This window comes from Acinetobacter sp. M5A5_2a, assembly GCF_053345265.1.
In genome coordinates this window covers 205,323-228,447 of sequence record NZ_JBKEZV010000001.1, presented here as the reverse complement: position 1 = coordinate 228,447, position 23,125 = coordinate 205,323, and the positions used below count along the sequence as shown (strand labels likewise).

At 36.2% G+C, this 23,125-nt stretch carries 24 protein-coding genes; 7 read left to right on the top strand and 17 right to left on the bottom strand.

What is annotated here, in order from left to right; genetic code table 11:
* Window positions 1–143: 143 nt before the first annotated feature.
* Window positions 144–1,130: a lipoyl synthase gene (gene lipA, locus ACLBWE_RS01115; RefSeq protein ID WP_447600604.1), complete on the top strand. Its 987-nt coding sequence runs from the start codon at window positions 144–146 to the stop codon at window positions 1,128–1,130.
* A gap of 156 nt (window positions 1,131–1,286) precedes the next feature.
* The gene (locus ACLBWE_RS01110) at window positions 1,287–2,426 is read left to right on the top strand and encodes a transcriptional regulator (protein ID WP_424612964.1); all 1,140 of its coding nucleotides are present in this window, start codon (window positions 1,287–1,289) and stop codon (window positions 2,424–2,426) included.
* 48 nt (window positions 2,427–2,474) lie between these two features.
* Here ACLBWE_RS01110 and ACLBWE_RS01105 read toward each other — a convergent pair whose 3' ends face one another.
* The gene (locus ACLBWE_RS01105; RefSeq protein ID WP_003651630.1) at window positions 2,475–3,227 is read right to left on the bottom strand and encodes a TenA family transcriptional regulator; all 753 of its coding nucleotides are present in this window, start codon (window positions 3,225–3,227) and stop codon (window positions 2,475–2,477) included.
* 319 nt (window positions 3,228–3,546) lie between these two features.
* Between ACLBWE_RS01105 and ACLBWE_RS01100 the strand changes: the two genes are divergently transcribed.
* Entirely contained in the window at window positions 3,547–4,776 is a 1,230-nt protein-coding gene (locus tag ACLBWE_RS01100) for a GGDEF domain-containing protein (RefSeq protein WP_348949323.1), read from the top strand.
* Window positions 4,777–5,078: 302 nt separating this feature from the next.
* On the opposite strand, the gene ACLBWE_RS01095 is transcribed toward ACLBWE_RS01100, so the two are convergent.
* From ACLBWE_RS01095 to ACLBWE_RS01060, 8 genes are all read right to left on the bottom strand, one after another.
* Window positions 5,079–5,804 carry a hypothetical protein gene (locus tag ACLBWE_RS01095; RefSeq protein ID WP_004642725.1) on the bottom strand — a complete coding sequence of 242 codons (726 nt, stop codon included), beginning with the start codon at window positions 5,802–5,804 and terminating at the stop codon, window positions 5,079–5,081.
* Between the two features lie 332 nt (window positions 5,805–6,136).
* A complete protein-coding gene (aroC, locus tag ACLBWE_RS01090) occupies window positions 6,137–7,228 on the bottom strand; it encodes a chorismate synthase (RefSeq protein WP_017389561.1) in 1,092 nt (363 codons plus the stop codon).
* Window positions 7,229–7,240: 12 nt separating this feature from the next.
* Window positions 7,241–8,245 (bottom strand): 50S ribosomal protein L3 N(5)-glutamine methyltransferase, encoded by a 1,005-nt coding sequence (prmB, locus tag ACLBWE_RS01085; protein WP_003651622.1) that lies wholly within the window; start codon window positions 8,243–8,245, stop codon window positions 7,241–7,243.
* A 237-nt stretch (window positions 8,246–8,482) separates the two neighbouring features.
* Entirely contained in the window at window positions 8,483–9,688 is a 1,206-nt protein-coding gene (trpB, locus tag ACLBWE_RS01080; protein WP_447600599.1) for a tryptophan synthase subunit beta, read from the bottom strand.
* 37 nt (window positions 9,689–9,725) lie between these two features.
* A complete protein-coding gene (locus ACLBWE_RS01075; RefSeq protein WP_045432574.1) occupies window positions 9,726–10,913 on the bottom strand; it encodes a vWA domain-containing protein in 1,188 nt (395 codons plus the stop codon).
* A 15-nt stretch (window positions 10,914–10,928) separates the two neighbouring features.
* Complete coding sequence (locus tag ACLBWE_RS01070; RefSeq protein ID WP_004642719.1) at window positions 10,929–11,780, bottom strand: AAA family ATPase; 852 nt, start codon at window positions 11,778–11,780, stop codon at window positions 10,929–10,931.
* Between the two features lie 29 nt (window positions 11,781–11,809).
* Window positions 11,810–12,196 carry a hypothetical protein gene (locus ACLBWE_RS01065; protein WP_003651617.1) on the bottom strand — a complete coding sequence of 129 codons (387 nt, stop codon included), beginning with the start codon at window positions 12,194–12,196 and terminating at the stop codon, window positions 11,810–11,812.
* Window positions 12,189–12,494: a YcgL domain-containing protein gene (locus ACLBWE_RS01060; RefSeq protein ID WP_003651616.1), complete on the bottom strand. Its 306-nt coding sequence runs from the start codon at window positions 12,492–12,494 to the stop codon at window positions 12,189–12,191. Before ACLBWE_RS01060 ends, ACLBWE_RS01065 begins: the two co-directional genes overlap by 8 nt.
* Window positions 12,495–12,965: 471 nt before the next feature.
* On the opposite strand from ACLBWE_RS01060, the gene ACLBWE_RS01055 reads away from it, so the two are divergent.
* Window positions 12,966–13,130 carry a hypothetical protein gene (locus tag ACLBWE_RS01055; RefSeq protein ID WP_002113596.1) on the top strand — a complete coding sequence of 55 codons (165 nt, stop codon included), beginning with the start codon at window positions 12,966–12,968 and terminating at the stop codon, window positions 13,128–13,130.
* A 68-nt stretch (window positions 13,131–13,198) separates the two neighbouring features.
* On the opposite strand, the gene ACLBWE_RS01050 is transcribed toward ACLBWE_RS01055, so the two are convergent.
* From ACLBWE_RS01050 to ACLBWE_RS01040, 3 genes are all read right to left on the bottom strand, one after another.
* Window positions 13,199–13,534 carry a hypothetical protein gene (locus ACLBWE_RS01050; RefSeq protein WP_447600595.1) on the bottom strand — a complete coding sequence of 112 codons (336 nt, stop codon included), beginning with the start codon at window positions 13,532–13,534 and terminating at the stop codon, window positions 13,199–13,201.
* A gap of 158 nt (window positions 13,535–13,692) precedes the next feature.
* Window positions 13,693–13,959: a hypothetical protein gene (locus tag ACLBWE_RS01045; RefSeq protein ID WP_004642715.1), complete on the bottom strand. Its 267-nt coding sequence runs from the start codon at window positions 13,957–13,959 to the stop codon at window positions 13,693–13,695.
* Between the two features lie 96 nt (window positions 13,960–14,055).
* Complete coding sequence (locus ACLBWE_RS01040; RefSeq protein WP_447600593.1) at window positions 14,056–14,907, bottom strand: LysR family transcriptional regulator; 852 nt, start codon at window positions 14,905–14,907, stop codon at window positions 14,056–14,058.
* A 118-nt stretch (window positions 14,908–15,025) separates the two neighbouring features.
* Here ACLBWE_RS01040 and ACLBWE_RS01035 point away from each other — a divergent pair, with 118 nt between their 5' ends.
* Entirely contained in the window at window positions 15,026–15,709 is a 684-nt protein-coding gene (locus tag ACLBWE_RS01035; RefSeq protein ID WP_447600591.1) for an FMN-dependent NADH-azoreductase, read from the top strand.
* 454 nt (window positions 15,710–16,163) lie between these two features.
* Here ACLBWE_RS01035 and ACLBWE_RS01030 read toward each other — a convergent pair whose 3' ends face one another.
* From ACLBWE_RS01030 to ACLBWE_RS01010, 5 genes are all read right to left on the bottom strand, one after another.
* Entirely contained in the window at window positions 16,164–17,288 is a 1,125-nt protein-coding gene (locus tag ACLBWE_RS01030) for a ribonuclease D (protein ID WP_004642712.1), read from the bottom strand.
* Between the two features lie 328 nt (window positions 17,289–17,616).
* A complete protein-coding gene (gene recR / locus ACLBWE_RS01025; RefSeq protein WP_017390620.1) occupies window positions 17,617–18,213 on the bottom strand; it encodes a recombination mediator RecR in 597 nt (198 codons plus the stop codon).
* A gap of 9 nt (window positions 18,214–18,222) precedes the next feature.
* Window positions 18,223–18,552: a YbaB/EbfC family nucleoid-associated protein gene (locus ACLBWE_RS01020; RefSeq protein WP_004642711.1), complete on the bottom strand. Its 330-nt coding sequence runs from the start codon at window positions 18,550–18,552 to the stop codon at window positions 18,223–18,225.
* A gap of 281 nt (window positions 18,553–18,833) precedes the next feature.
* Window positions 18,834–19,067: a hypothetical protein gene (locus ACLBWE_RS01015; protein ID WP_017390619.1), complete on the bottom strand. Its 234-nt coding sequence runs from the start codon at window positions 19,065–19,067 to the stop codon at window positions 18,834–18,836.
* 194 nt (window positions 19,068–19,261) lie between these two features.
* Window positions 19,262–20,449, bottom strand: a complete 1,188-nt coding sequence (locus ACLBWE_RS01010) for an O-succinylhomoserine sulfhydrylase (protein ID WP_347018331.1) — start codon at window positions 20,447–20,449, stop codon at window positions 19,262–19,264.
* A gap of 135 nt (window positions 20,450–20,584) precedes the next feature.
* Here ACLBWE_RS01010 and ACLBWE_RS01005 point away from each other — a divergent pair, with 135 nt between their 5' ends.
* Together ACLBWE_RS01005 and ACLBWE_RS01000 are read left to right on the top strand one after the other, a co-directional pair.
* Window positions 20,585–21,670, top strand: coding sequence for an alpha/beta fold hydrolase (locus ACLBWE_RS01005; RefSeq protein WP_005040948.1), 1,086 nt, complete (start codon window positions 20,585–20,587; stop codon window positions 21,668–21,670).
* A gap of 10 nt (window positions 21,671–21,680) precedes the next feature.
* Window positions 21,681–22,553 carry an NAD(P)-dependent oxidoreductase gene (locus ACLBWE_RS01000; RefSeq protein ID WP_447600587.1) on the top strand — a complete coding sequence of 291 codons (873 nt, stop codon included), beginning with the start codon at window positions 21,681–21,683 and terminating at the stop codon, window positions 22,551–22,553.
* The last annotated feature ends 572 nt before the right edge of the window (window positions 22,554–23,125 follow it).

Genomic DNA, 23,125 nt, shown 5'->3' with positions numbered 1-23,125 from the left:
CTTTAACCAACCTTTGTTATTTTATAATACTCGCCACACCCTGTGTTTATAATTAATTGTGACTTATTAAGGAAATTTAAATTAGTCTTTAAATTAAATAGGCAGGAGTTTAAGTAAGTTTTAAATAAAATGGAATTATTAATATGGATTTTAAAAGACAAGTGGAAACTGGTATTAAATTACGGGGAGCTGATAAAGTCGCCCGTATTCCAATTAAGGTTTTACCAACAGAAGAGTTGCCAAATAAACCTGAGTGGATTAGAGCAAAAATTACAGATTTTGAAGAAATTAAACGTATAAAAAACCTTTTACGTCAGCAAAAGTTACATAGCGTTTGCGAAGAAGCGGCATGTCCGAATTTACCGGAATGCTTTGGTGGAGGTACAGCAACGTTTATGATTATGGGTGATATCTGCACCAGACGTTGTCCATTCTGTGATGTCGCTCATGGTCGCCCAAAACCCCTAGATGAAGATGAACCTAAACATTTGGCCGAAACGGTCGCAAACTTAAACTTAAAATATGTAGTGATTACCTCTGTAGACCGTGATGATCTACATGATGGTGGCGCTGCTCATTTTGTAAAGTGCATTGAAGAGATCAGAAAACGCTGCCCAGAAACTTTAATTGAAATTTTGGTACCCGATTTTCGCGGTCGTTTAGAGACAGCTCTTTCAACTTTGAGTTTATCTCCTCCCGATGTCTTTAATCACAATATTGAAACTGTTCCGCGTTTATATAAAGCAATGCGCCCAGGCTCAGACTATCAGCACTCATTGGAACTACTAAAATGCTTTAAAGCATATTGTCCAGATATCAAAACCAAATCTGGTTTAATGGTTGGATTAGGAGAAATTGAAGCAGAAGTACTTGCCCTACTGAACGACTTAAAAGATTATCAAGTAGACCTTATTACCATTGGACAATACTTACAGCCTTCAAAATCACATGCACCTATTCATCGTTTTGTAAGTTTACAAGAATTTGAAAGATATACGCGACATGGCAAACGGCTAGGTTTTAAAAATATCTGGAGTGCTCCTATGGTCCGTTCAAGCTACTTTGCTGACCGACAATATTTTGGAGAAGAAGTACCAAAGCCTTTTAGTCGAAAAGATGTCTTATCTTAAAGATCATGTAATTAACAAAACTTATCCAATAGGCTAATGGTCAAGACTTATAAAAGTATTTAATGTAAGGAGATAACGAGGAAATAGTCACAATAAAAAAGTTATAACGGTTGAGCGGCTACGGATACGCCATTTCAATGATAAAGGAATTTCGATATGGATATGTCAGAACAATTATCATCGCCTCTTATAGATACTACGCCGTCTTTATTTCGGCCAGAAAAGTCATCTCATTCTCAATATTTAGGAAAAAAGCCATCAGTTGACCTTGAAGCGGCTCCGTTATTTGACCTAACCGAAGAATGGGAACATTCACTATTCGGACGTTCTATTCATGAGTGTCACCGAAACTTAATGCACATTGCCGAAGATGCCGATATGGCAATTGGTGTGACCGACCCACATGGCACTCTACTTTGGACATGGAGCAGTCATCCAATGCGCTCTTCGGCAGAGCAAGTTCATTTTGTTGAAGGCGGCCAATGGTCTACTCAGGCAGTAGGACAAAATGCAATTGGTTTAGCATTAAATACTCATTCAGCTAACTGCGTTTACTCACACGAAAACCAAATGAATAGTGTAAGAGATTGGGTCTGCTATGCAGCGCCGATTACCGATGCAAACACAGGCCAGTTTTATGGGATTATGAATTTATCGACTAAATATCAAAAGCATAACTCATTGGGAATTTTAGCCGTTGAGAGATGTGCGGACATTGTGAAACAAGCAATTCAGCTTCACCAAAAAAATATTTTATACATTAAGGCCTTTGGAACTCCAAAAGTTCAATATAACCAACGCAGCCTAACTTTAACTCAACGTCAAATTGAGATTCTGTGCATTCTGACACTGTGCCCTGAAGGAATTAATCTTGAAGAGCTTCACTATTCTTTATATGGCGATCGGCCTGTAAGTACGACCACTTTAAAAGCAGAACTTTCTCAACTCAGAAACTTAATTCCCGATGTGATCGAGTCTCGTCCTTACCGACTGAACTGTGAAATTCAATGTGATTTTTTAATGGCGGAGCAAGCATTAAATTTGGGTTTCACATCGACAACACTAACGCTTTATAGAGGGAGTTTTTTAGCTAAATCGGAAAGTCCATTTTTGTGTGCATGGAGAGACTGTTTTGATGCCCGTTTAAGTCACGTAATCTATCAGATTGAAGATGTTGATCAATTATTACGAGTGGTAAGCCGTGTTCCTGACCGTGTCGATGCAGTGGAACGTTTGCTAGAGTTATTACCCGAAGAAACGCCTTATCGAACAAAACTGTTAAAACTACTCGAATAAAATAAAAGGGAGAATATCCATACGATATCCTCCCTTTTTAAGATAAGATCAAGCAGAGGCTTGAAGCTGTACCTTATAACAATCGTCTAAGGCTAATTCATAATACCGCAGCCCTTCTTCCGCAGCATGAAAAGCTTTTTGCTGCCAGTCGGGACGATCATTACATAAACGCTTAATCAGCTCCATGGCTTCATAAGGATGAAGATCATCATAGTGAGCATGCGCACGCAACCAAGCTAAAGAACGTTTATCAATCGTTACTTCAGGATGATCAGTATAGGTATGAATACCCTTATAGACCTGAATCGACCAATCCCCAGTTGCCCATTCAATTGCCAGATTTGTTGCAGCAAGGCATTCTGCTAAATTACCGCGATGACTCATATTCCATAAGAAATGATTCACCGCATTCATCGCAGCTGGCGGTCGTACATGATCAAGCTCATCAACAGTTAAGCCAAAACCTCCAGCCCAGTCGCGATACCATTTTAAGTGTCGCTCTTCTACCTTAATATTCTGGATTAACCAATCTCGTGCTTCTGTAACGCCAGGTTCAGAAAACCCCGTTGCTTTGCCTAACGCCCCTGCCATATATGACGGGAAATGCGCGACTAATGGATAGAAATTAAGTAAAGCATAACGGAAACTATCTAGGCTCAATCCCCCATTGGCCATTTCCGAAAAAAACGGATGTTTACTCACCCGTTCTTTCGCTGGTAGCAGGTCATCCCAGAACTGCTGTGACCATCCATTATGCGGTGTAATTTCTAAATGCATTCCATATTGATTTAGAGCAGTCATTGCTAATTTTCCTATTTATATGACAGCAATCATCTGTATTTCACGGTATAAGTCTATCCGAAAATGATAAAGATACAATCGTTAATCGACCATTTGTAACTTTTTTCGATGGATTGTGAATCTTTAGATAATTGTTACGCTAATCGTTGAAATGTCGTGATTTTTATCACATTTAACTCAGATAAAAATCATTACTTTTTTAAAAAAACTGTATTATTATTTTGAATAAATCACACATTATATAATCAATATTTTTAGATGGAACTTTACTAAAATAAGTCTCATTTTATGACAACTTCCAATATAGTGAGCATTAATTATGAAGTTGCAGGGTTCCAATATATTGGGACAGGAACAAATAGATTTATTAACCACACGAGGATTAAATTTCGTATGGTTTCCAAAGCAGCTTGAAACGATTTATCGTTTTCAATACCAAAATGGTGCTGCCTATGAGTTCCGCTATAGAGCGCCTATTATTTTAATATTATATATATTTTTAAGCTTTGGTATATATCAAGTTTTACCAACTGAGCAAGTTTTACCCTGGTTTAGCTATTATTCTTGGGTAGGTATAATCATTCTTATCGCCTGGATTTTATCATTTATTAAAAAATTAAATCAGTATTTTGATTATTATGTAGGAGTCGGTTCAGCTTTAGCTGTGGCAATTACCTTTATTTTAATTAACGTAATTGAAAATGGCCAAGATAATGTTCTTTTTCATGCAGCGATGATGTATGCGATTGTGATTATCTATGGTGCGGTAGGTATGCGCTTTTATACCGCCATATTTGCTGGATGGATGGGCGGGGTTGTTGGAATTTTGGCAAGTAATTACTTAAATGGGGTAATCGACTGGACCTTCTTGAACCGGACTTACACCTTCAGTAGTTTTTTAGGAATGACCCTTGCCTATGCAACAGACCGTCAACATAGAGAAAACTATTTACAAAACTGCATGATTGAGCTGAATCGTATTGAACTGATGCAGCAAGCACAGCAATTATCTTTACTTTCACAACAAGACGCACTCACCGGTTTAGCCAATCGACGCTATCTAGATGAAACACTTGATAATGAATGGCGTCGTGCTTTACGGCATGAAATGCCCCTTACCATCATGATGGTCGATATCGACTATTTTAAATCTTACAATGACACATTAGGACATCTAAAGGGTGATGAATGCTTAAAAGAAATCGCAATTGCTATTTCTTCTATTGCTGCCCGTAGTGGGGATTTAGTTGCTCGTTATGGAGGTGAAGAATTTTTACTATTATTTCCAATGACAAATGCTCAGCAAGCCTTGATCCAAGTTGAACGTTTAATGAATGCTGTTGATAAAATTGCAATTGAGCACCCATGCAGTGATGTTTCACCACATGTCACCATTAGTGTTGGAGTTGCAACCACAATTCCTCGTCTAAACGATTCAATTTCTGCTTTTGTAGCTCGTGCTGACCATGCTTTGTATAAAGCAAAAACCAATGGGCGTAATCAATATAAGATTGCTGTAAACGAAGAACAAATTGTAGATTTAACTTAAAGTCAGACTTCTATTCAAAATGACTTTTGACTAATTATTATCTCTCTTAACTTCTTTTATAGTTCCTTTCCCAATTAAAATGACTCGAAATAAACAATTAGCTTTTCCATCCGTGGAAAAGCTAAAATGTAATTTAGAACCAGTACGTACCAAAACCTCTTTTATTTAAGTTTAAACCATCTGTTAAAAATGACTTATATAAACTTAATAAATTTAGCGACTTTCAATACATCAAAATCCTGTTTTTATATAATGAAAATTACTAGATTCAGATAATCTAATATAGAAAAAATTCCATTTAATTAGAGCTCGCCTTTCAACCTCTTCCAAAATTTAATTAAAAAATAAAATAGTGAATTTTGTTCTATTCTTTGCGGTACTGTGGAAATAGCTTCAGTTGAAAATGGTAAAATCGAAACAATATTCTCATGTATTGTTTCATAATTTGGATAGGCTTCTTTTTTTATTATTTCTATAATTTTTTGTATTTCATCAATAGATAAATTCAAAAACCTCTTAATTTCTTGGGCTGTTTTTGACTCAATAGATAATAAAGCACAAACTCTAGTAACATTAACAATCTGCTCGGCATGAATGTTTTTAAAGTTTGGATAACAGACAAGCTTATAAAGAATTTTTGTTTCTAAATGATCTTTAGACACTATATTCTCATTATTTATTATACGTTCTTGGTGACTTGTTTTAAAATATTCATTCTTCTCAATATCTTGTAAAATATTGAGAAGTTCCTGATATCTTATTGGTCTCTTCAAACCATACTGATAGCCCTTTAAAAGCTCAGGATTATTACTTAATACGATCTTAATTTTTTTTGGAATAAGAATATTGGTATAACCACTATCTAAATCAATAATATGTATATCAGGATTGTCTTCACTATATATCCAATTCCCCACAAGATGAGATGACAAAGATAAGTCATGAATAACTTTTATCATTGCCTCTAAATTTTTAGGCAATAGCCTATCCTTTGACATACAGCCAATTCTATATGTACACTGATTCATTGATATTTCCCCAATTTCAATGATGACTTTGAAAATTCTTTGTTTAAAGTAATAAAAATTTAAATATGTAATAAACTTATATAAAAGCAATTTGAGTAAATTAACTTTCAGTGATAAATATAGATATCGGGTGCAGTAAAAATTAACAATATTTAATTGCCAAGTTCTACAGATGAATATACTCAAAAATAATTCGCAGAATATTATATTTATATAAATATTATAAGACAAGAAAATAATTTAAAATTTAATCAAACTTAATGGAATAAAAATTTAAAACCCCATATTTAATTTAAATATGGGGTTTTATTTACTTTAGTCAAAAATTATGACTATGGTTCGATTGGAGCAAATGGTGGAATAACATCTGCATTTTGTGCGCGATGGCGTAAGAAGTGATCCATCAAAACAATTGCTAACATTGCTTCAGCAATTGGAGTTGCTCGAACACCTACGCAAGGATCATGACGGCCTTTAGTCAACACATCAGTATCTTCACGATTTAAATTAATCGTTTTACCTAGTGTCGTAATGCTTGCTGTTGGTTTTAGTGCAATAGCGACTCGAATGGTCTGACCACTTGAGATACCACCCAAAATACCACCTGCATGATTCGCTAAAAAGCCATTACTGGTCATTTCATCACGTGTTTCATGACCAAACTGTCCAGCAACTGCAAAGCCATCACCAATTTCAACACCTTTAACCGCATTAATACTCATCATCGCGTGAGCAATGTCAGCATCTAAACGGTCAAAAACAGGTTCGCCCCATCCCACAGGAACTTTTTCAGCTAAAATTTCTAGCTTTGCACCGCAGCTTGTTCCTTGTTCACGTAAAGAAGTCACCAAGGCTTCAAAACGCGAAACAGCGTCTACATCACCACAGAAAAATGGATTATTCGAAACTTCATTCCAATCCAGTTTTTCGGCAACTTCATTACCAATTTGTGTCACATGACCACGAATCAAAACGCCAAATTTTTCTGCTAAATATTTTTTAGCAATTGCACCTGCTGCAACACGCATAGCAGTTTCACGAGCACTTGAACGGCCACCGCCACGATAGTCACGGAAACCGTATTTTTGCGTATATGTATAGTCGGCATGGCCAGGTCTAAAAGTTTGGGCAATATTGCCATAATCTTTCGATTTTTGGTCAGTATTACGAATCAATAAACCGATTGGTGTACCAGTGGTTTTACCCTCAAATACACCTGAAATAATTTCAACTTGATCAGGCTCTTTGCGTTGAGTCGCAAATTTTGATGTACCTGGCTTACGACGGTCTAGATCTTTTTGTAGATCTTCTTCGGTTAACGCAAGGCCCGGTGGCACACCATCAACAATTGCCATTAAGCCAACGCCATGAGACTCACCACAAGTAGTTACACGAAAGAGTTGTCCAATACTATTCCCTGCCATATGCCCAACTCCTTATATTTGCTCTTCAAATAGTTTTCTATAACGGCGACATTGTTCAGCAGTCAAAGCAAAAATACCTGAACCACCTTTTTGGAAAGTGAGCCAGTTGAAATCAATCGTATTAAAGTTCTGACGCATTGACCATTCAGAATTACCTACTTCAATGACAATGAGGCCATCTTCAGTTAAGTAGTCTGCCGCTTGTGCAAGCATTTTACGAACTAAGTCTAAACCATCTTGGCCCGCTGCCAATGCAAGTTCAGGTTCATGTAAAAATTCTTCTGGTAAGTCGGCCATATCTTCAGCATCAACGTACGGTGGATTACTTACAATCAAATCATATTGATTTTCAGCTGGAATCTTGGCGAATAGATCCGACTCAAGCAATGCAACTTGATATTGCTTATTGTGGTGCTCAGTATTAATTGAAGCAACTTCTAAAGCTTCTTTAGAGATGTCAGTTGCATCTATTTCAGCGTCTGGATAAGCATAAGCCAAAGCAACTGCAATACATCCAGAACCTGTACACATATCTAAAATACGGTGCGGAGTTTTAGGCTTTGCATTTTCTGGCAAATTATTGAGAGCTTCGCGCATTTGACCATTTTCATCTAAACAATATGGTGCAAAACGTTGCTCAATTAATTCTGCAATTGGTGAACGTGGAATCAATACACGCTCATCTACATAGAATGGCTTATTAAAGAAATAAGCAAGGTTTAATAAATAAGATGTTGGAATACGATCATTGATACGGCGTTCCAATAAGCTTAAAAATTCTGCTTTCTCGCTTGGTAATAACTTCGCATCTAGAATTTCTGCGTCTGCTGACCATTCAAGAGATAAGGTTTGTAAAACTAATGCAGAACTTTCTGCAAAATAATCTTCAGTACCTTGTCCTAAATGTGCATCATGTTGACGTAATGCTGATACCCCAAAACGAATAAAATCTCGAATTGTTGATAAATTTTCAGCCGCTTCCTGTAAATTTTCAGGGCTAATCGTCGGTCGCTCCACTTAGGCGTCTCCAAAGGCAAATTTTGCAAAGTGACTATTCTACTGAGTGAGGTACAGCAAAGCAACGCTTTGCCTTGTGAACCGGAGTTTTACACGCCTATCTCGAACAATCACACGTTAAAATCAGAATACTTTGTTTTAATTATAAAATGATGAACTTTAATTAAATTTTAATTTAGATATTCAAAATAAAAAGCGGTCCTTAAATTCTGGACCGCTTTTATAGTTTAATGGGTTTTAAAGCTTAAGCTTTTCAGAGACATAATCAGAATCTTTATCTCCTCGCCCAGATAGATTCACTACAATCATGGTTTCTTTTGCTAATTTAGGAGCTTCACGAATTGCCCATGCAACAGCATGTGAACTTTCAAGCGCAGGAACAATACCTTCAACACGAGAAAGCGTCATAAAAGCATCTAAGCACTCTTGGTCAGTTGCAGTGCTATATTCAACACGACCTAAATCTTTTAAAAAACTGTGTTGTGGACCAACACCTGGGTAGTCAAGTCCTGAAGCAATAGAATGCACTGGTGAAGGCTCACCGTTCTCATTTTCAAGGACATAACAGGCCATACCATGAATTTGACTTGGCTTACCTAAAGTTAGTGTTGCTGAATGCATATTGGTGTCTAAACCATGTCCAGCTGGTTCAACGCCTACCAGTTTTACGTCTGAGTCATTTAAAAATGCAGTAAATGCGCCTATTGCATTTGAACCGCCGCCGACGCATGCCACAACATAATCCGGATTTTTTCCAAAACGATGATGTGTTTGTTCTTTAATTTCTGTACCAATAATCGATTGAAAATCACGAACCATTTTAGGGAATGGATGTGGACCCACCACGGAACCAATCGCATATATAAAGTTTTTTGGGTCTTTTAAATATTCTTCAAATGCACTATCTACAGCATCTTTTAATGTTGCTGTACCACGTGTTACTGCGACCAAATGAGCACCCAAAATTTTCATTTTGACAACATTAGGATGCTCTTTTTCGATATCGACTTGCCCCATATGAATTTCACATGGAATCCCCACTAAAGCACAAGCTGTTGCCAAAGCAACCCCATGCTGACCAGCACCTGTTTCAGCAATTACTTTCTTTTTACCCATATACTTGGCAAGTAAAGCTTCACCTAAACAGTGATTGATTTTATGTGCACCCGTATGATTTAAGTCTTCACGCTTTAAATAAATTTGTGCACCGCCTAACTGTTCAGAAAGACGCTTCGCATGAAATAAAGGACTTGGACGGCCTACATAATTCGTAAAGAGATCTGCTAATTCATTTTTAAATTCAGGGGTATGGCGAATCTCTTCATAAGCAACATTAATCTCATCCATTGCCTCTTTTAAATGTGGAGGAATGAACTGTCCGCCATATTCACCAAAAAATCCTTGTTCATTCGGCAAAGCAATACCGTTAATTTGATGTTGCATGTCATCTCTCTTTTTTAAATTATTAAAGTTATTAAGCTTATCGAGAAAGGTAGCGAGTCATATCTTCAATGCCCTTTAGCGTCATTGGATACATATGATTTTCAAAAATTTCTTTAATCCAGCCAATGGTTTGAGTGTAATGCCAATACCCTTCAGTTTCAGGATTTAACCAAGCTGTTTTATCGAAATGTTGACGTAAGCGGCGTAACCAAACCTCACCAGTCTCATCATTCATATATTCAACCGAGCCACCCACCGATTTCAACTCATACGGTGCCATACTGGCATCACCCACTACAATTACACGATAGTCGCGTCCATAAGTGTGAAATAGATCCCATGTATTCATACGGGTAGCTGTGCGGCGATGGTTATCTTTCCAAACATAGTCATAGAGACAATTATGGAAATAAAAGTACTCAAGTGTCTTAAACTCAGTTTTAGCGGCACTAAAGAGTTTCTCGCATTGGGCAATATGAGCGTCCATAGAACCGCCTACATCGAACAACATAAGCACTTTTATTCGATTTCGACGCTCTGGTACCATTTGAACATCAAGAATACCTTGCTTGGCTGTTTCACGGATTGTACCGTCAACATCCAACTCTTCAGCTGCACCTTGACGTGCAAATTTACGCAAACGGCGCAAAGCAATTTGCATCTGACGAGTACCAAGAACTTGGTCGTCATCTAGATTTTGATATTTACGCTGTTCCCATACTTTAACAGCCGAACGTTTACGACCCGGCCCACCAATCCGTACTCCCTCAGGATGATCACCAAAAGCCCCAAAAGGTGAAGTACCACCTGTACCCACCATGCGGTTGCCGCCTTGATGTTTCTTATGCTGTTCGCGTAACCGCTCTTCCAGCATTTTCATCAGTTCTTCTAAGGAACCTGCTTTTTGGAGTTCTGCTCTTTGTTCAGGAGTTAAATGTTTTTCTAGAAGCTCTAAATCGAACCAGTCTTTTGGTAGTTTATGAACTTGCTTAAGCAACTCATCCAAATCAAAGGTTTCAATACCGTCAAAGTAGTCTTTTATGGCACGGTCAAACTTGTCAAAAAAGCGTTCATCTTTAACTAAAATAGTTTTAGCAAGTTGATAGAACTCTTCTTGATCGGCAAAAACTAAACCTTCACTTACAGCACGGTTTAAGTCAATAAGCTCACGAGTTGTAACTGGAACACCGTATTTACGTAAGGTGTAAAATAACCGCACAAACATGGGTTATTCCCTCCTTTAACGTCGAGACATGAAAGCCAAACGTTCGAGGAGTTGCACATCCTGCTCGTTTTTGATGAGAGCGCCATATAACGGTGGAATAGCTTTAGATGTATCTCGATTACGCAATACATCTTCAGGCATATCATCTGCCATGAGCAAGCTTAACCAATCAATTAATTCGGAAGTTGATGGTGGCTTCTTCAAATTAGGAATTTCACGTAGTTTAAAGAAAACCTGTAAAGCTTCGTTGACGAGTGTTGCAGAAATATTCGGGAAATGAACATCGATAATTTCTCGCATGGTCACTTCATCTGGAAACTCAATGTAATGAAAGAAACAACGACGCAAGAAAGCATCTGGTAACTCTTTCTCATTATTCGAGGTAATAATTACAATTGGGCGTTGTGTTGCCGTAATGGTTTCACTTGTTTCATAAACATAAAAAGACATTTTATCGAGTTCATGCAACAAGTCATTTGGAAACTCAATATCTGCTTTGTCAATTTCATCAATTAACAAGACACAACGCTCTTCACTGGTGAAAGCTTCCCACAATTTACCGGGTTTAATATAGTTCTTAATATCGTAAACACGGTCATCACCTAACTGGCTGTCTCGCAAACGAGAAACAGCATCATATTCATACAACCCTTGCTGTGCTTTGGTTGTCGATTTGATATGCCAAGTAATGAGTTTTAAGCCCAAACTTTCTGCTACTTGTTCAGCAAGTAAAGTTTTACCCGTACCAGGTTCACCTTTAACCAGTAAAGGCTTTTGTAAAGCACGGGCTGCTTTTACAGCGAGCTTAAGACTGTCAGTCGCGATATATTGATCTGTACCGGTAAAATGTTGGGTATCAGCAGACATGTGAAGACCTTATTTTTCTATTTCAATGGTTAGATGGAACGCATGCTTTTGTTTGTTGAATATTTTGACCAACAATAGCCAATAACCAAACCTAGACCAACTACAAACAGAATTAAAGATAAATTTGACCAGATTAGAGGACTATCTTTAGTTAAAACACCAAAAAGTAGTCCAAAAATAGCAGGTGCTACCGATGCATTTGGACCTTCAGACACTGTTGGTGTGACTAAAATAGCAAATACAATAAGCCAGCTAATCGCACCAAAAGTTGTAGGAAGACGGCGCATTAATCGCCACCAACACCACAAAGCAATAATAGCGCCTATTCCATAAGCTGTTAAAGCAATAGCATCTTCAGGAATAAAATCCAAAAAAGAGAATAATTGATTCATTATTCCAGTTTGATTTTCACGCACCACGTAAGCCCTCTGGTTCAACCGCATTCGGGTTAATTAACCCTTCTGGTGGCATCTGAATAAAGAAACCTTTTGTTTGTAATGAGTCTAAAACATGTAAAACATTAGCACGCGCCAATTTACGTGTTGGAGCTAATTCTAAATGCATGACAAACGTTGCACGGCCAAACGCTTGTAGAACAGCTTCAGGAACATTTTCAAACGGATCAGCTTGTTCCGCATCGTCAGGATAGTTTGGACGAGCAATATAAATGTACATTTCATCTTTTTTGCTCGATCTATAAATATCACAGTGCATTTCAAATCAACTCTTGAACTAAGGACAGCATACATGAAAAAAAACGACTCACCCACGCAGGTTTGTTTACGCATCAGTCGTTTTTTTAATTCTTGGGAAATATTAACCCACAACGTTGATTAAGGTCGATAATAACTTTGTTCTAGACTAAAGCCAGCTTACATACAAATAAAATAAGTTGCTGATTTTAAACATTAAATACAATTATCCATTTTAATAAAATAAAAACAATTTTAGAAAAAAATAAGAAATGGTTCGTTACTAAGTACTTTTTGTGATCTGTTTTTAATAATTTTACCCTTTAATACTATGAAATTTATCGTATTAAAATTAGCTATTACCTTTTTAAATTCACATTTAAGTAAAACTTCTAACCACTTAACAAACATTAGCAGACATTACTTAACTGGTTTAAATTCTCAACATGTTTCAATAATAAGTATCTTAATAATAGATGTGGAGGATGAACTTATGCCTCGTGGCGATAAAACAGCTTACACAGCAAAGCAAAAACGACAGGCTAAACATATTGTTGAGAGTGAAGTAGACAGAGGTCATTCTCAAGAAGAAGCTGAACGAATCGCATGGTCTACCGTCAATAAACAAGATGGCGGCGGTAAGAAAAAGTCCCATTAATACAAACTTTGAATACTTCTTTAGCCCAAGCTAAAGAAGTATTTTTTACCAGTACAAATTAATGATATTTAAAAGGCTCGAGAACTCTTTATATAGTTATCAGTTACTTGATTTAAGGCATTCAAAATAGCACTATCATCTTGACTTAATAGAGCTTCATTGAGGCATTCCATGTAGCCTATGAGCGTAGTCTTAGACACCTTGGCAAATTCAGTTGTGACTGCTTCATCTTCATATAAAATCACGTAGCTACGTGCAAAACCATAGATCAAATAGACTGCTGCTTTTTCTTTTGTATTTTTAGATTCTTTAAGAGACTGTTCACAAGCATTTTTTAAATCTTTAAATGCATCTGTACCAGTAGATTGATTTTTGAAAGATAAAAGTATTGTTTGGAAGTTCATATCCATATTCCACTCAAAAAGTAAAGCTACAGAAGATGGTAGAACCTGTCAAATAAAATCATGATTAACATACGTTTAAATGTAAATAAATTTATCTTCTTTTTTAATACGATATAAAAGACCGCCTTTAAAAGAGCGGTCTAACAAAAAATCGATATTTAAAAGCTTATTTCTATCGTTATGGTAGTACCAGAGTGTTCAATATTGGTTGATACATTGAAGCCTCTACCCCTAAGTTCCTCTTCTACTTGTGTGAGGTGATCAGGACTTACAGCATCAATCGGAAACAGGAAAGTTGCTTTTCGCTTCCCTGCTTTAGAATCAGTTTCAGTGCCTGTTAAAATTTTTTCCAGCATGGCCTCTTGATTGATTTTAAAATTTTTAGCATTTTGACGCGCTTGTTCAGCACTAAAGTTATTAAGCATATTTATCTCTCTAATTATTAATTTATCTCATTTTATAGCATAAAAAGCTTATATAGTTTTGGTGTTGTGTAGTTAATTCCAATCAAAAATATAAGCTTATTGATTAAATAATCTTTCTATCCATTCAATAAATTTTCTGGCATTTCTATTTTTAAAATCTTCCTTATTAGGGATGTAATAGCACAGCTCAGATTGAACTGATTTAGTTTTAAGAGATTGTATAAGATTCGCTTTAATAAATCTCTGGGCAAGTGTAGAAGAACAAAATACGAGTCCATTGGACGATAATGCCTCATGTATTCCAAAAATTTCCTGATCAAACTTCTTAATTGTTATTTGCGTTCGGTCCCATCCATTCAGCTCAAGCCAAGTCTCTAGTGGCGGACTTGGTAATGCTTTATTTTTCCATTCTGTGGTAAATAGTGTTATTGGCTCACTAGAATGTTCTAGTGGATCAAATTTAGATGTACCAAATAGATTAAAAGACTCATATTTAAGAATATCGTTAGAAGGTACTAAAGATACATCACCATATCGAATAGGTAATGTATATAAGTGACTTTCTAAAACTTCACCTGTAGAAAATTCAACTGAGATATCAGGATGTAATTGATAAAATTCATTTATTAAGGGAATTAACAACATTGCTGCGAATGAGGATGTGGTAGCTACTCTGAGTGTATTTCCATTTACTGTTATTTCATCTAGCGCATCTTCAATTTTACGAAATCCTTCAGAAATCGCTACTGCTAGCCTATCACCTGTCGTTGTAAGCGTTATTTTTCTTACCTGTCGATGAAATAAATCAACATTTAACCTGCTTTCAAGATTGGCAATATGATGTGAAATTGCAGTCGGTGTTAGCGAAAGCTCTTCAGCAGCCAATTTAAAACTGCCTAGTCGAGCAGCTGATTCAAATGCCCTAAGTGCTTGCAATGAGACTTGCATGCTTTCTCCTGAATCACAGTTATAGGTGATTTAAAATCATCTATAGCTGTAATTTTCTCGTTTGTCTACTTCTCATTTAAAACTCAGAATAAATTAACTCCTAACCCTTATGGAATTTATGATGAGCAAAATGTTACATATAGATGCCAGCGTACGAGCTGCAATTAACCCCAATCCAAATCATAATTCTATTTCAAAAAGTATTGCCAGCCGATTGGTCAGTTTGTGGAAAAATAAAAGGCCTATGGATGAGTATATTTATCGGGATGTGGGAATGAATCCGCCTTCATTTATTACTCAGGACTGGATTGATGCTGTATTCACACCTGAAAATAAAAGAACACAAACTCAATGCGATGTCTTATCAATATCCGATCAGTTAATAGCGGAGGTTTCGAGTTCAGATATCATTCTAATTTCTTCTCCTATGTACAATTACGGTATGCCTGCTCAACTAAAAGCATGGTTTGACCAAATTATTCGAATTAATAAAACATTTGATTTTGACCTTGCTCGAGGAGAATTCCCTTTACAACCTCTTTTATCTGGAAAAATTTTAATCATTATCACGTCTAGTGGAGAGTTTGGTTTTGAGAAAGATGGAATTCGTCACAAGATGAATCATCTTGTACCTCACCTGCGTACACTCAGTAAATATTTAGGTGTAGAGAAAATTTATGAAATTGCCTCAGAATATCAAGAGTTTGGAGATGAACGACATATAAATTCATTAGAAAATGCTTTTCAAAAAGCTGAAGAACTTGTAGCTAAACTTGCTGCTTCATTCACAAAAAATCCATAGAAGATTAATACTTAACTTTTAAAATTTAATAACCTACTGACATTTTAACTGAGCTATATCATTAAAAAATAAAAAGCCGACCCAATTGGGTCGGCTTTCTTATTTCTGCACTGAAACAAACTTATAGTTATATATTATTCATATTGAAATTGTTTTTCTTGTCTTCAAGAATATACAGACCTGTATGTTTAATCAATTGAATTTTTCTCATTGAATCGGTTAATTTAATTCATTATCACTTTTACAAATTAAAACCCATCCAATTCATCACTTTACTAGCTTTTTAAAATAAGTTAATTGTTTAATATAATTATTTATTTTATTAACTATTACCGTAAAATATCTATTATTTTAAATAAAAACTACTCAATTTAAACTTTAAGCCATTCACTATCCTTAATAAAAAAAGCCCATCACGAAGATGAGCCTTTTAAATTTTAACTATCAACTCATTTTAAATTGATAGACTTTCTTTTTCTTCTTGAAATAAATGAATTAATGGTTGAGTTAATAACTCATAACGCCAACCCAAAAGATAATCAGGTAAATCTTGTTCATCCCCTTGAGAAAGAACATGTTGATGAATTGCATTTAGCCATTTTTTTCTAAGTAATACTTCTTTAGGAATAGAAGTTTCACTTATTGCATGGGCAAGTACCATATCCATTTTATTTAAAGTTTCTTTAGATGTTACTTTAAAAGGTTTGGCAATTCTTGTTGGCCATTCACTTTCATTAGGTAAATCTTTCAGTAATTCTAGAATCGTTTTTCCATATTCACGAACTACATTTGGGCGAATATCTTTAACTTGCGAGAGTTGAAAACTATTACGTGGATTCTTTTCAACCATATCAATCATGGTTGAGTTTCTAAGAATAAAACTACGTGGCTGATTCGTCGCTTTAACAATGTAATCACGCCATTCGCTTAAATTTTGCAATTGCATCAATTGACGGCGCGAATGACGATAATTACCAACATCGGTATAGAGTAACTCTTTAGGCGTTTCACTAATAATTTCTTTAGTTAAACTACTACAATCTTCAAGAACATAGTCATAAAGCCCTTTCTGCTTAAGTTGTTCTTGAATATGATGAGCTAACTTCATTATATATAGAACATCATTGGCTGCATAACAGAGTTGCTGAGGCGATAAAGGCCTTGCCAACCAATCAGATCTTGTTTGATCTTTTTCAATGTCAATATCGAGACAAAGCTTTAAAGCGCCTTGGTAACTCACTTGTAGTCCGTGACCTAAGAAAGAAAGACCTACTTGAGTATCAAACACATTAAGCAAATCTTCTTGATCAGCGTAATGATAGATTAAATCGATGTCTTCCCCACATGCATGAAAAATATTTTGCTGTGCGAGAAATATTTTTTTCCAAAACTGACTTAGATCTAATGAAACACCATCCAACAGATAGACATTACCATTTACATTGACTTGGCATACCCCAAGTTTAGGCCAGAGTGTGTCAACCTTAATAAATTCTGTATCAAGTCCATATATCGAACATTGATCCATTTTTTGAAGAACATCAACCAATTCGGTTTGCTGTTGGATAAACTGAAACATGCTTTCTCAAGTAAATGCAAAGAGTGCTTAGAACTCTGGTATATATAACATAGAAGTAGGAAATTACCACTTAAACCTTTATGAATACTCTATTTTTGAACAATTTTTCGAAAATAGATAATTTTTTGATCTTTTATTTATACTTTTAAAGTTAACTCCAAATATTCATTCTTTAAAATCTCTAAGATCTTTTTCATTCTTATGTGCTTTCATATTTTATTTAAACGATTTTTTCTAATTAAAGACAGAATAATATTTGCCTTTAATAGCTAAATTAATAAATTTAATTCAATTTTATATCGCATCAAAGAAATAAGCATCGAAATGCTTATTTCATTCTCATACGGTTATGAACTGCCTGACTTAAGGTATGGCTATCTACATACTCAAGTTCACCACCTTGCGGTACACCTTGAGCAATACGCGTCATGTGTATAGGTAAGTGCTTAGTCGCCTCTACCAAATAATGAGCGGTTGCCTGTCCCTCTACAGTCGCATTAGTTGCCAAAATCACTTCTTCAATAGTGCCTTGACTTAAGCGCTGAATCAGATAAGGAATACCAATTTCTTCTGGGCCAATACCATCCAAAGGAGAAAGATGTCCCCCTAAAACATGGTATTTACCTCGAAAACTACCACTTTGCTCAATCGCCATGACATCTGCTGGTGATTCAACTACACACAATAGTTGATCTTCTCGCTCAGTTGAGGCACAAATATCACAAATTTCATTTTCAGTTAGAGAATGGCAAACGCTGCACTCATGAATATAACTTGAAGCCTCATGTAAAGCATGAGCTAATGCGAACGCACCTTCTCGATTTTTCATCAAAAGATGTAATGCCATACGTTGAGCCGATTTCGGACCAACGCTAGGCAATATACGTAAAGCTTGAACGAGTTGTTCAAATCTATCACTAAACACAGAACTTCCTTAGAACATGCCCGCTAAGCCAGGTGGCAAGCCCATACCAGAATTCGCTTTTTGCATTTTTTCTTCTGAAATAACTTCTGCTTGACGCACAGCATCATTTACCGCTGCAGCAATCAAATCTTCAATCATATCTGGTTCATCTTGAAGTAATTCAGGGTTAATTTCGATACGTTTTACAAGATAGCGACCATTCATGGTTACTTTAACCAAACCACCACCAGCTTCTGCTTGGACTTCAGTTTGGGCAAGCTCTTCTTTCGCCTTTTTTATATTTGTTTCCATATCTTTTTGCATGCGCTGCGCTTGCTGCATGAGCATATTGATATTCATAACTTTACTCCGTATCTCTATCAAATCTTTAAAGTATTATTGGTTATCTGGTAATACTTTATAAAAACTTAATCTCATTGAACCAACCTATGCGATTAAAATACATACAGATTAGTGCGTTGAACTCAAATTAATCCGTAATTCTGACACAATAGACTAATGTTTTCTATCAGTATCTCTCGCTCTATTTCACATAGCTACATGAGTAACATGCTCATATTTAGGTACACTTCCTAAATATTTAGATGACATACGTTAAAGTCTTATAAAAACTCATAGCACTATTGAGATGCCTGTAGACCTTTATCAATTGTTTTATATTCGCTTAAGGGAACTTTCTTAAAGGAGGTATTTGCTTCTTGAATAGATTTATCTGCTTCTTGCACCGACTTCTCTGCATTGTTAATCAATAAGGTTGTTTCATTTACTGGGTGTTGATGCGGTTTGGTCAGCAATTTGTATCCAACTACCCCGATTACCCCCACCACAACAACAATAGCAATAGGCTTAAGCATTTTAAAACTCGCATTTCTTTTAATTAAATTTAAAGTCTTTATACCTTGTACTCTTAGCCCTCATTTAAACAAAAATGTAGGTTTTTTATTGCGATTCTGAAATTTGAGTAACATTTAAATATAAAAAACCATCTCGATTAAAGAGATGGTTTCATGAACAAAATAACCAAAGAGTGTTATTTCGATAGAATTAATTAGATCAGATCCAGACCACGTGAGATATCACGGATAATATCATTAATATCTTCTAAGCCTACCGATACACGTATTAGACCCTCTTGGATACCCGCAGCAGCTTTTGCTTCAGCAGAAAGTTTGCCATGTGTAGTCGTTGCAGGATGTGTAATTGTTGACTTCACATCGCCCAAGTTACCAGTAATTGAAATAAACTTAGTATTATCAATAACCTTCCAAGCACCTTCGCGTTCGCCTTTAACTACGAAAGAAACGATCCCGCCAAAACCATTTTGCTGTTTGGCAGCAAGCTCATGACCTTCATGACTTGGCAAACCAGCGTAGTAAACTTTTTCTACTTTTTCATGAGTAGATAACCATTCTGCAAGAATTTGAGCACTCTCGCAGTGTGCTTTCATACGCAAACGTAAAGTCTCTAAGCCTTTTAAGAAAACCCATGCATTAAATGGACTCATTGATGGTCCAAGCGTACGGACAACACCAAAAACTTCTTCTAATAACTGATGATTACCGACAACAGCACCACCTAATGCGCGCCCTTGCCCATCTAAATATTTAGTCGCCGAGTAAATTACAAGGTCTGCCCCAAACTTTAATGGTTGCTGTAAAACAGGCGTACAGAAACTGTTATCAACCGCAAGTAATGCACCATTAGCATGGGCAATATCTGCAAGCGCTTGAATATCTGCGATCTCAGCTAGAGGATTAGACGGTGACTCAACAAATAAGAGTTTGGTTTCTGGACGTACTGCCTTTTTCCAATCGTCTAAATCACATAAATCGACAAATGTAATATCTACACCAAACTTGGCAATATATTTTTCAAATAAGGCAACAACTGAACCAAAAACTGCTCTTGAGCAAATAACATGATCACCCGCTTTGAGATATGCCATAGTAACTGACAAAATCGCGCCCATTCCAGAGCTTGTCGCAACAGCACGTTCAGCACCATCTAAAGCTGCTAAACGTTTTTCGAACATCGATACAGTCGGATTGGTAAAACGAGAATAGATATTTCCTTGAACTTGACCAGAAAATTTTGCTGCAGCTTCTTCTGCATTTTCATATACAAAAGATGATGTCAAAAAAATCGGTTCGCCATGCTCACCTTCAAAACTACGAGTATGTCCGGTACGAATGGCTAAGGTATCAAGTTGGTATTCTAAATCATCAGACTGGTTCATTAAATGTTCGCCTTTACTGGTCATGTACTAAAAACTATCATCATTTTGAGTGTCTAATGTATTTAAGGTCAAGGTAAACCTTAAAATTATCGCTTAGACTTTATTCAATCTTTAGTAAATAGTTGGTAAAGCAAGATGAAACGCTTAAAGTCCCTTGTCTCTGAACAAAGTCAAATGAAGCATCTTTCTGCCCGACTATTTCACCCAAAAACATTGGTTCTGTCACAAAGCACTCCCTATGAAGTCATTGGCGAGTTCAATCAAACCCGTATTCGCTATTACGCAGCAACACAAAAAAGATTTAAAGAGCCTTTAGTATTTGTTGCCCCACTCGCGATTAATATGGCGATATATGATTTATATCCTTATCGCTCTCTTATTAAATATTTCCAAAATGCTGGTTTCGATGTCTATTTGGTCGATTGGGGAAGTTTAAAGTTTAAAGATAGACATCTTAACTTTTTATCATTTATTGAAGATTTCATTCCTAAAGCGATAGAAATTGTCCGCACACATTCAGGAAGTGAACAAATCTCACTCCATGGATGGAGTATGGCTGGCATATTCGTCACTTTATATACTGCGCTTAACCAACCTAACTATATTAAAAACCTGATTGTTCTTGGTAGTCCAATAGATAGTTATGCTTCTGGCTATATTGGCAAACTCTACCGAAACATGAATCATCTTATTGGTCGTAACAAAAAAATTCAGGACCGTATTTATTCCGGATTGCCAAAACGCCTGATTCATAGTCCCGGAATTTTAAATTCATTAGGCTTTAAAATTCTTGATCCTAAAGGCTGGTTTGATGGACATGTTCAATTGCTAAAAAATCTTGATGACCTGCAATTTGTACAAGAGCATGCAACTTTAAGTAGCTTTTTAAATAATATGATTGATTACCCAGGTGGGATTAATCAGGACATGTTGTTTAATGTCTGGCTGCAAAATCCACTAAAACGTGGCTTTATTCAGTTAAAAGATAAGAAAATCGAATTAAAAAATATAGATTGCTCTCTCTTAGTTGGCGCGGGTCGTAGTGATCAGTTGGTGACTGCTGATGCTGCTTCTCCATTAAGTCAATTGACAAGCAGCCAAGATGTCACGTTTACTCTCATCCCCGGCGGTCATTTAGGCCTAATGTCGAGTCAGGCCAGTGCTCTGGAGTTTTGGCCACAACTGGCAAAATGGCTGACCGAACGTTCAACACAAATTTAAGGACAAGGTCATGAGTCAATCTGTTGCATTTATTGGTTTGGGTGCAATGGGCTACCGTATGGCAGCACATTTACCGAAACACTTCGATACTGTCTATGTATGGAATCGAAATTTCGAAAAAGCCAAACAACATGCAATAGCATATGGCACAAAGGCTGCCTCATTAGAGCAAGCGGTACAAGCAGATATTATCTTTTCATGTTTACCGACAAGCACTGATGTAGAAGTACTTATTAATAATGTACAAATTAAATCTGGGGCAATCTGGATAGACTGTACAAGTGGGGTTCCTGACTCTGCCCGCGCATTAGCAAGCTCATTAAAACAATTGAATGTTGATTTTCTGGATGCTCCAGTAAGTGGTCAAACAATAGGTGCTGAAAATGCAACTTTAACTGTAATGGTCGGTGGTGATGTAGCAGCTTTCGAACGCGCATTACCAGCTCTACAAGCGGTAGGACAATTAATTAAACATGTCGGTGAGTCTGGCGCTGGATTTGCAGTAAAAGCAGTTAATAATATGCTACTCGCGGTCAATCTTTGGTCTGTTGCAGAAGGTTTTAGTGCTTTAAAAGCGCATGGGGTAAGCTTGAACGAAGCTTTAGAGTGTATTAACGCTTCAAGTGGTAAAAGTTTGGTAACAGAGACTATATTCCCGCAGCGTGTATTGAGTCGTGAATTTCCAGTGACCTTTGGCTTACCTCTTCTGGCCAAAGATACAGGAATTGCTTTAGATTTAGTCCATCAAGCTAAGCTTCCTGCCCCACTTTTATCACTAACACAAAGTTTAATCCAAGCTGCTCATTTAACTGCTGAAGACAATAGTGACTTCTCTGCGGCAGTTAAAATGTATGAAGCATGGACCAAGATTACATTGGAATAAATTTAATCTTTTAGATGGCAGCTTATTAAAGATGCTTAATTTTAATAAGCTGCATAATGAATATTAAAAAGACTTAAAAAAAAACCCATTTCAATTTTAGAAATGGGTTACAAAAACAAAAAACTATCAAACGCAGCAATTAAGGATCACATAATAGAAGCTAAAACATGTAAAATCAATACATCTTTCAGTTGGATTGTAAACTAAGATCAATTTTGGCTTATTTATATTTTAGATATCAAAAGAAAAAGCCCATTTCCGTCTAAATTAAAATGGGCCCTGTGAATTCCACTTAATCCTAAAATACAAAAATGTGATAATTATCACGCTTTGTATTTTTATAATGTCATTGATATATTTGTTTTTCATTGACCCAATTTCAAACTCAAGCCGTCTATTTAGCAAATGAAAAGCTATAAAATCTCATCTTTTCCTACAATTTTTTATATATTATCAACCGAGCCAGAAGTATATTTTTCTCTGTTTAATAACAGTTAAAGTAGATTAAAACGAGAATCAAATTCTGGAAATATATATATAATTTTCCTTAAGTTTATGTTTTTATTTGATTT

Bases quoted from the DNA above. Each gene is read 5' to 3' on its own strand.
- lipA (WP_447600604.1), top strand. From the start codon at position 144: ATGGATTTTAAAAGACAAGTGGAAACTGGTATTAAATTACGGGGAGCT.
- ACLBWE_RS01110 (WP_424612964.1), top strand. From the start codon at position 1,287: ATGGATATGTCAGAACAATTATCATCGCCTCTTATAGATACTACGCCG.
- ACLBWE_RS01105 (WP_003651630.1), bottom strand. From the start codon at position 3,227: ATGACTGCTCTAAATCAATATGGAATGCATTTAGAAATTACACCGCAT.
- ACLBWE_RS01100 (WP_348949323.1), top strand. From the start codon at position 3,547: ATGAAGTTGCAGGGTTCCAATATATTGGGACAGGAACAAATAGATTTA.
- ACLBWE_RS01095 (WP_004642725.1), bottom strand. From the start codon at position 5,804: ATGAATCAGTGTACATATAGAATTGGCTGTATGTCAAAGGATAGGCTA.
- aroC (WP_017389561.1), bottom strand. From the start codon at position 7,228: ATGGCAGGGAATAGTATTGGACAACTCTTTCGTGTAACTACTTGTGGT.
- trpB (WP_447600599.1), bottom strand. From the start codon at position 9,688: ATGCAACATCAAATTAACGGTATTGCTTTGCCGAATGAACAAGGATTT.
- ACLBWE_RS01075 (WP_045432574.1), bottom strand. From the start codon at position 10,913: ATGTTTGTGCGGTTATTTTACACCTTACGTAAATACGGTGTTCCAGTT.
- ACLBWE_RS01070 (WP_004642719.1), bottom strand. From the start codon at position 11,780: ATGTCTGCTGATACCCAACATTTTACCGGTACAGATCAATATATCGCG.
- ACLBWE_RS01060 (WP_003651616.1), bottom strand. From the start codon at position 12,494: ATGCACTGTGATATTTATAGATCGAGCAAAAAAGATGAAATGTACATT.
- ACLBWE_RS01055 (WP_002113596.1), top strand. From the start codon at position 12,966: ATGCCTCGTGGCGATAAAACAGCTTACACAGCAAAGCAAAAACGACAG.
- ACLBWE_RS01050 (WP_447600595.1), bottom strand. From the start codon at position 13,534: ATGAACTTCCAAACAATACTTTTATCTTTCAAAAATCAATCTACTGGT.
- ACLBWE_RS01045 (WP_004642715.1), bottom strand. From the start codon at position 13,959: ATGCTTAATAACTTTAGTGCTGAACAAGCGCGTCAAAATGCTAAAAAT.
- ACLBWE_RS01040 (WP_447600593.1), bottom strand. From the start codon at position 14,907: ATGCAAGTCTCATTGCAAGCACTTAGGGCATTTGAATCAGCTGCTCGA.
- ACLBWE_RS01035 (WP_447600591.1), top strand. From the start codon at position 15,026: ATGATGAGCAAAATGTTACATATAGATGCCAGCGTACGAGCTGCAATT.
- ACLBWE_RS01030 (WP_004642712.1), bottom strand. From the start codon at position 17,288: ATGTTTCAGTTTATCCAACAGCAAACCGAATTGGTTGATGTTCTTCAA.
- ACLBWE_RS01020 (WP_004642711.1), bottom strand. From the start codon at position 18,552: ATGAATATCAATATGCTCATGCAGCAAGCGCAGCGCATGCAAAAAGAT.
- ACLBWE_RS01015 (WP_017390619.1), bottom strand. From the start codon at position 19,067: ATGCTTAAGCCTATTGCTATTGTTGTTGTGGTGGGGGTAATCGGGGTA.
- ACLBWE_RS01010 (WP_347018331.1), bottom strand. From the start codon at position 20,449: ATGAACCAGTCTGATGATTTAGAATACCAACTTGATACCTTAGCCATT.
- ACLBWE_RS01005 (WP_005040948.1), top strand. From the start codon at position 20,585: ATGAAACGCTTAAAGTCCCTTGTCTCTGAACAAAGTCAAATGAAGCAT.
- ACLBWE_RS01000 (WP_447600587.1), top strand. From the start codon at position 21,681: ATGAGTCAATCTGTTGCATTTATTGGTTTGGGTGCAATGGGCTACCGT.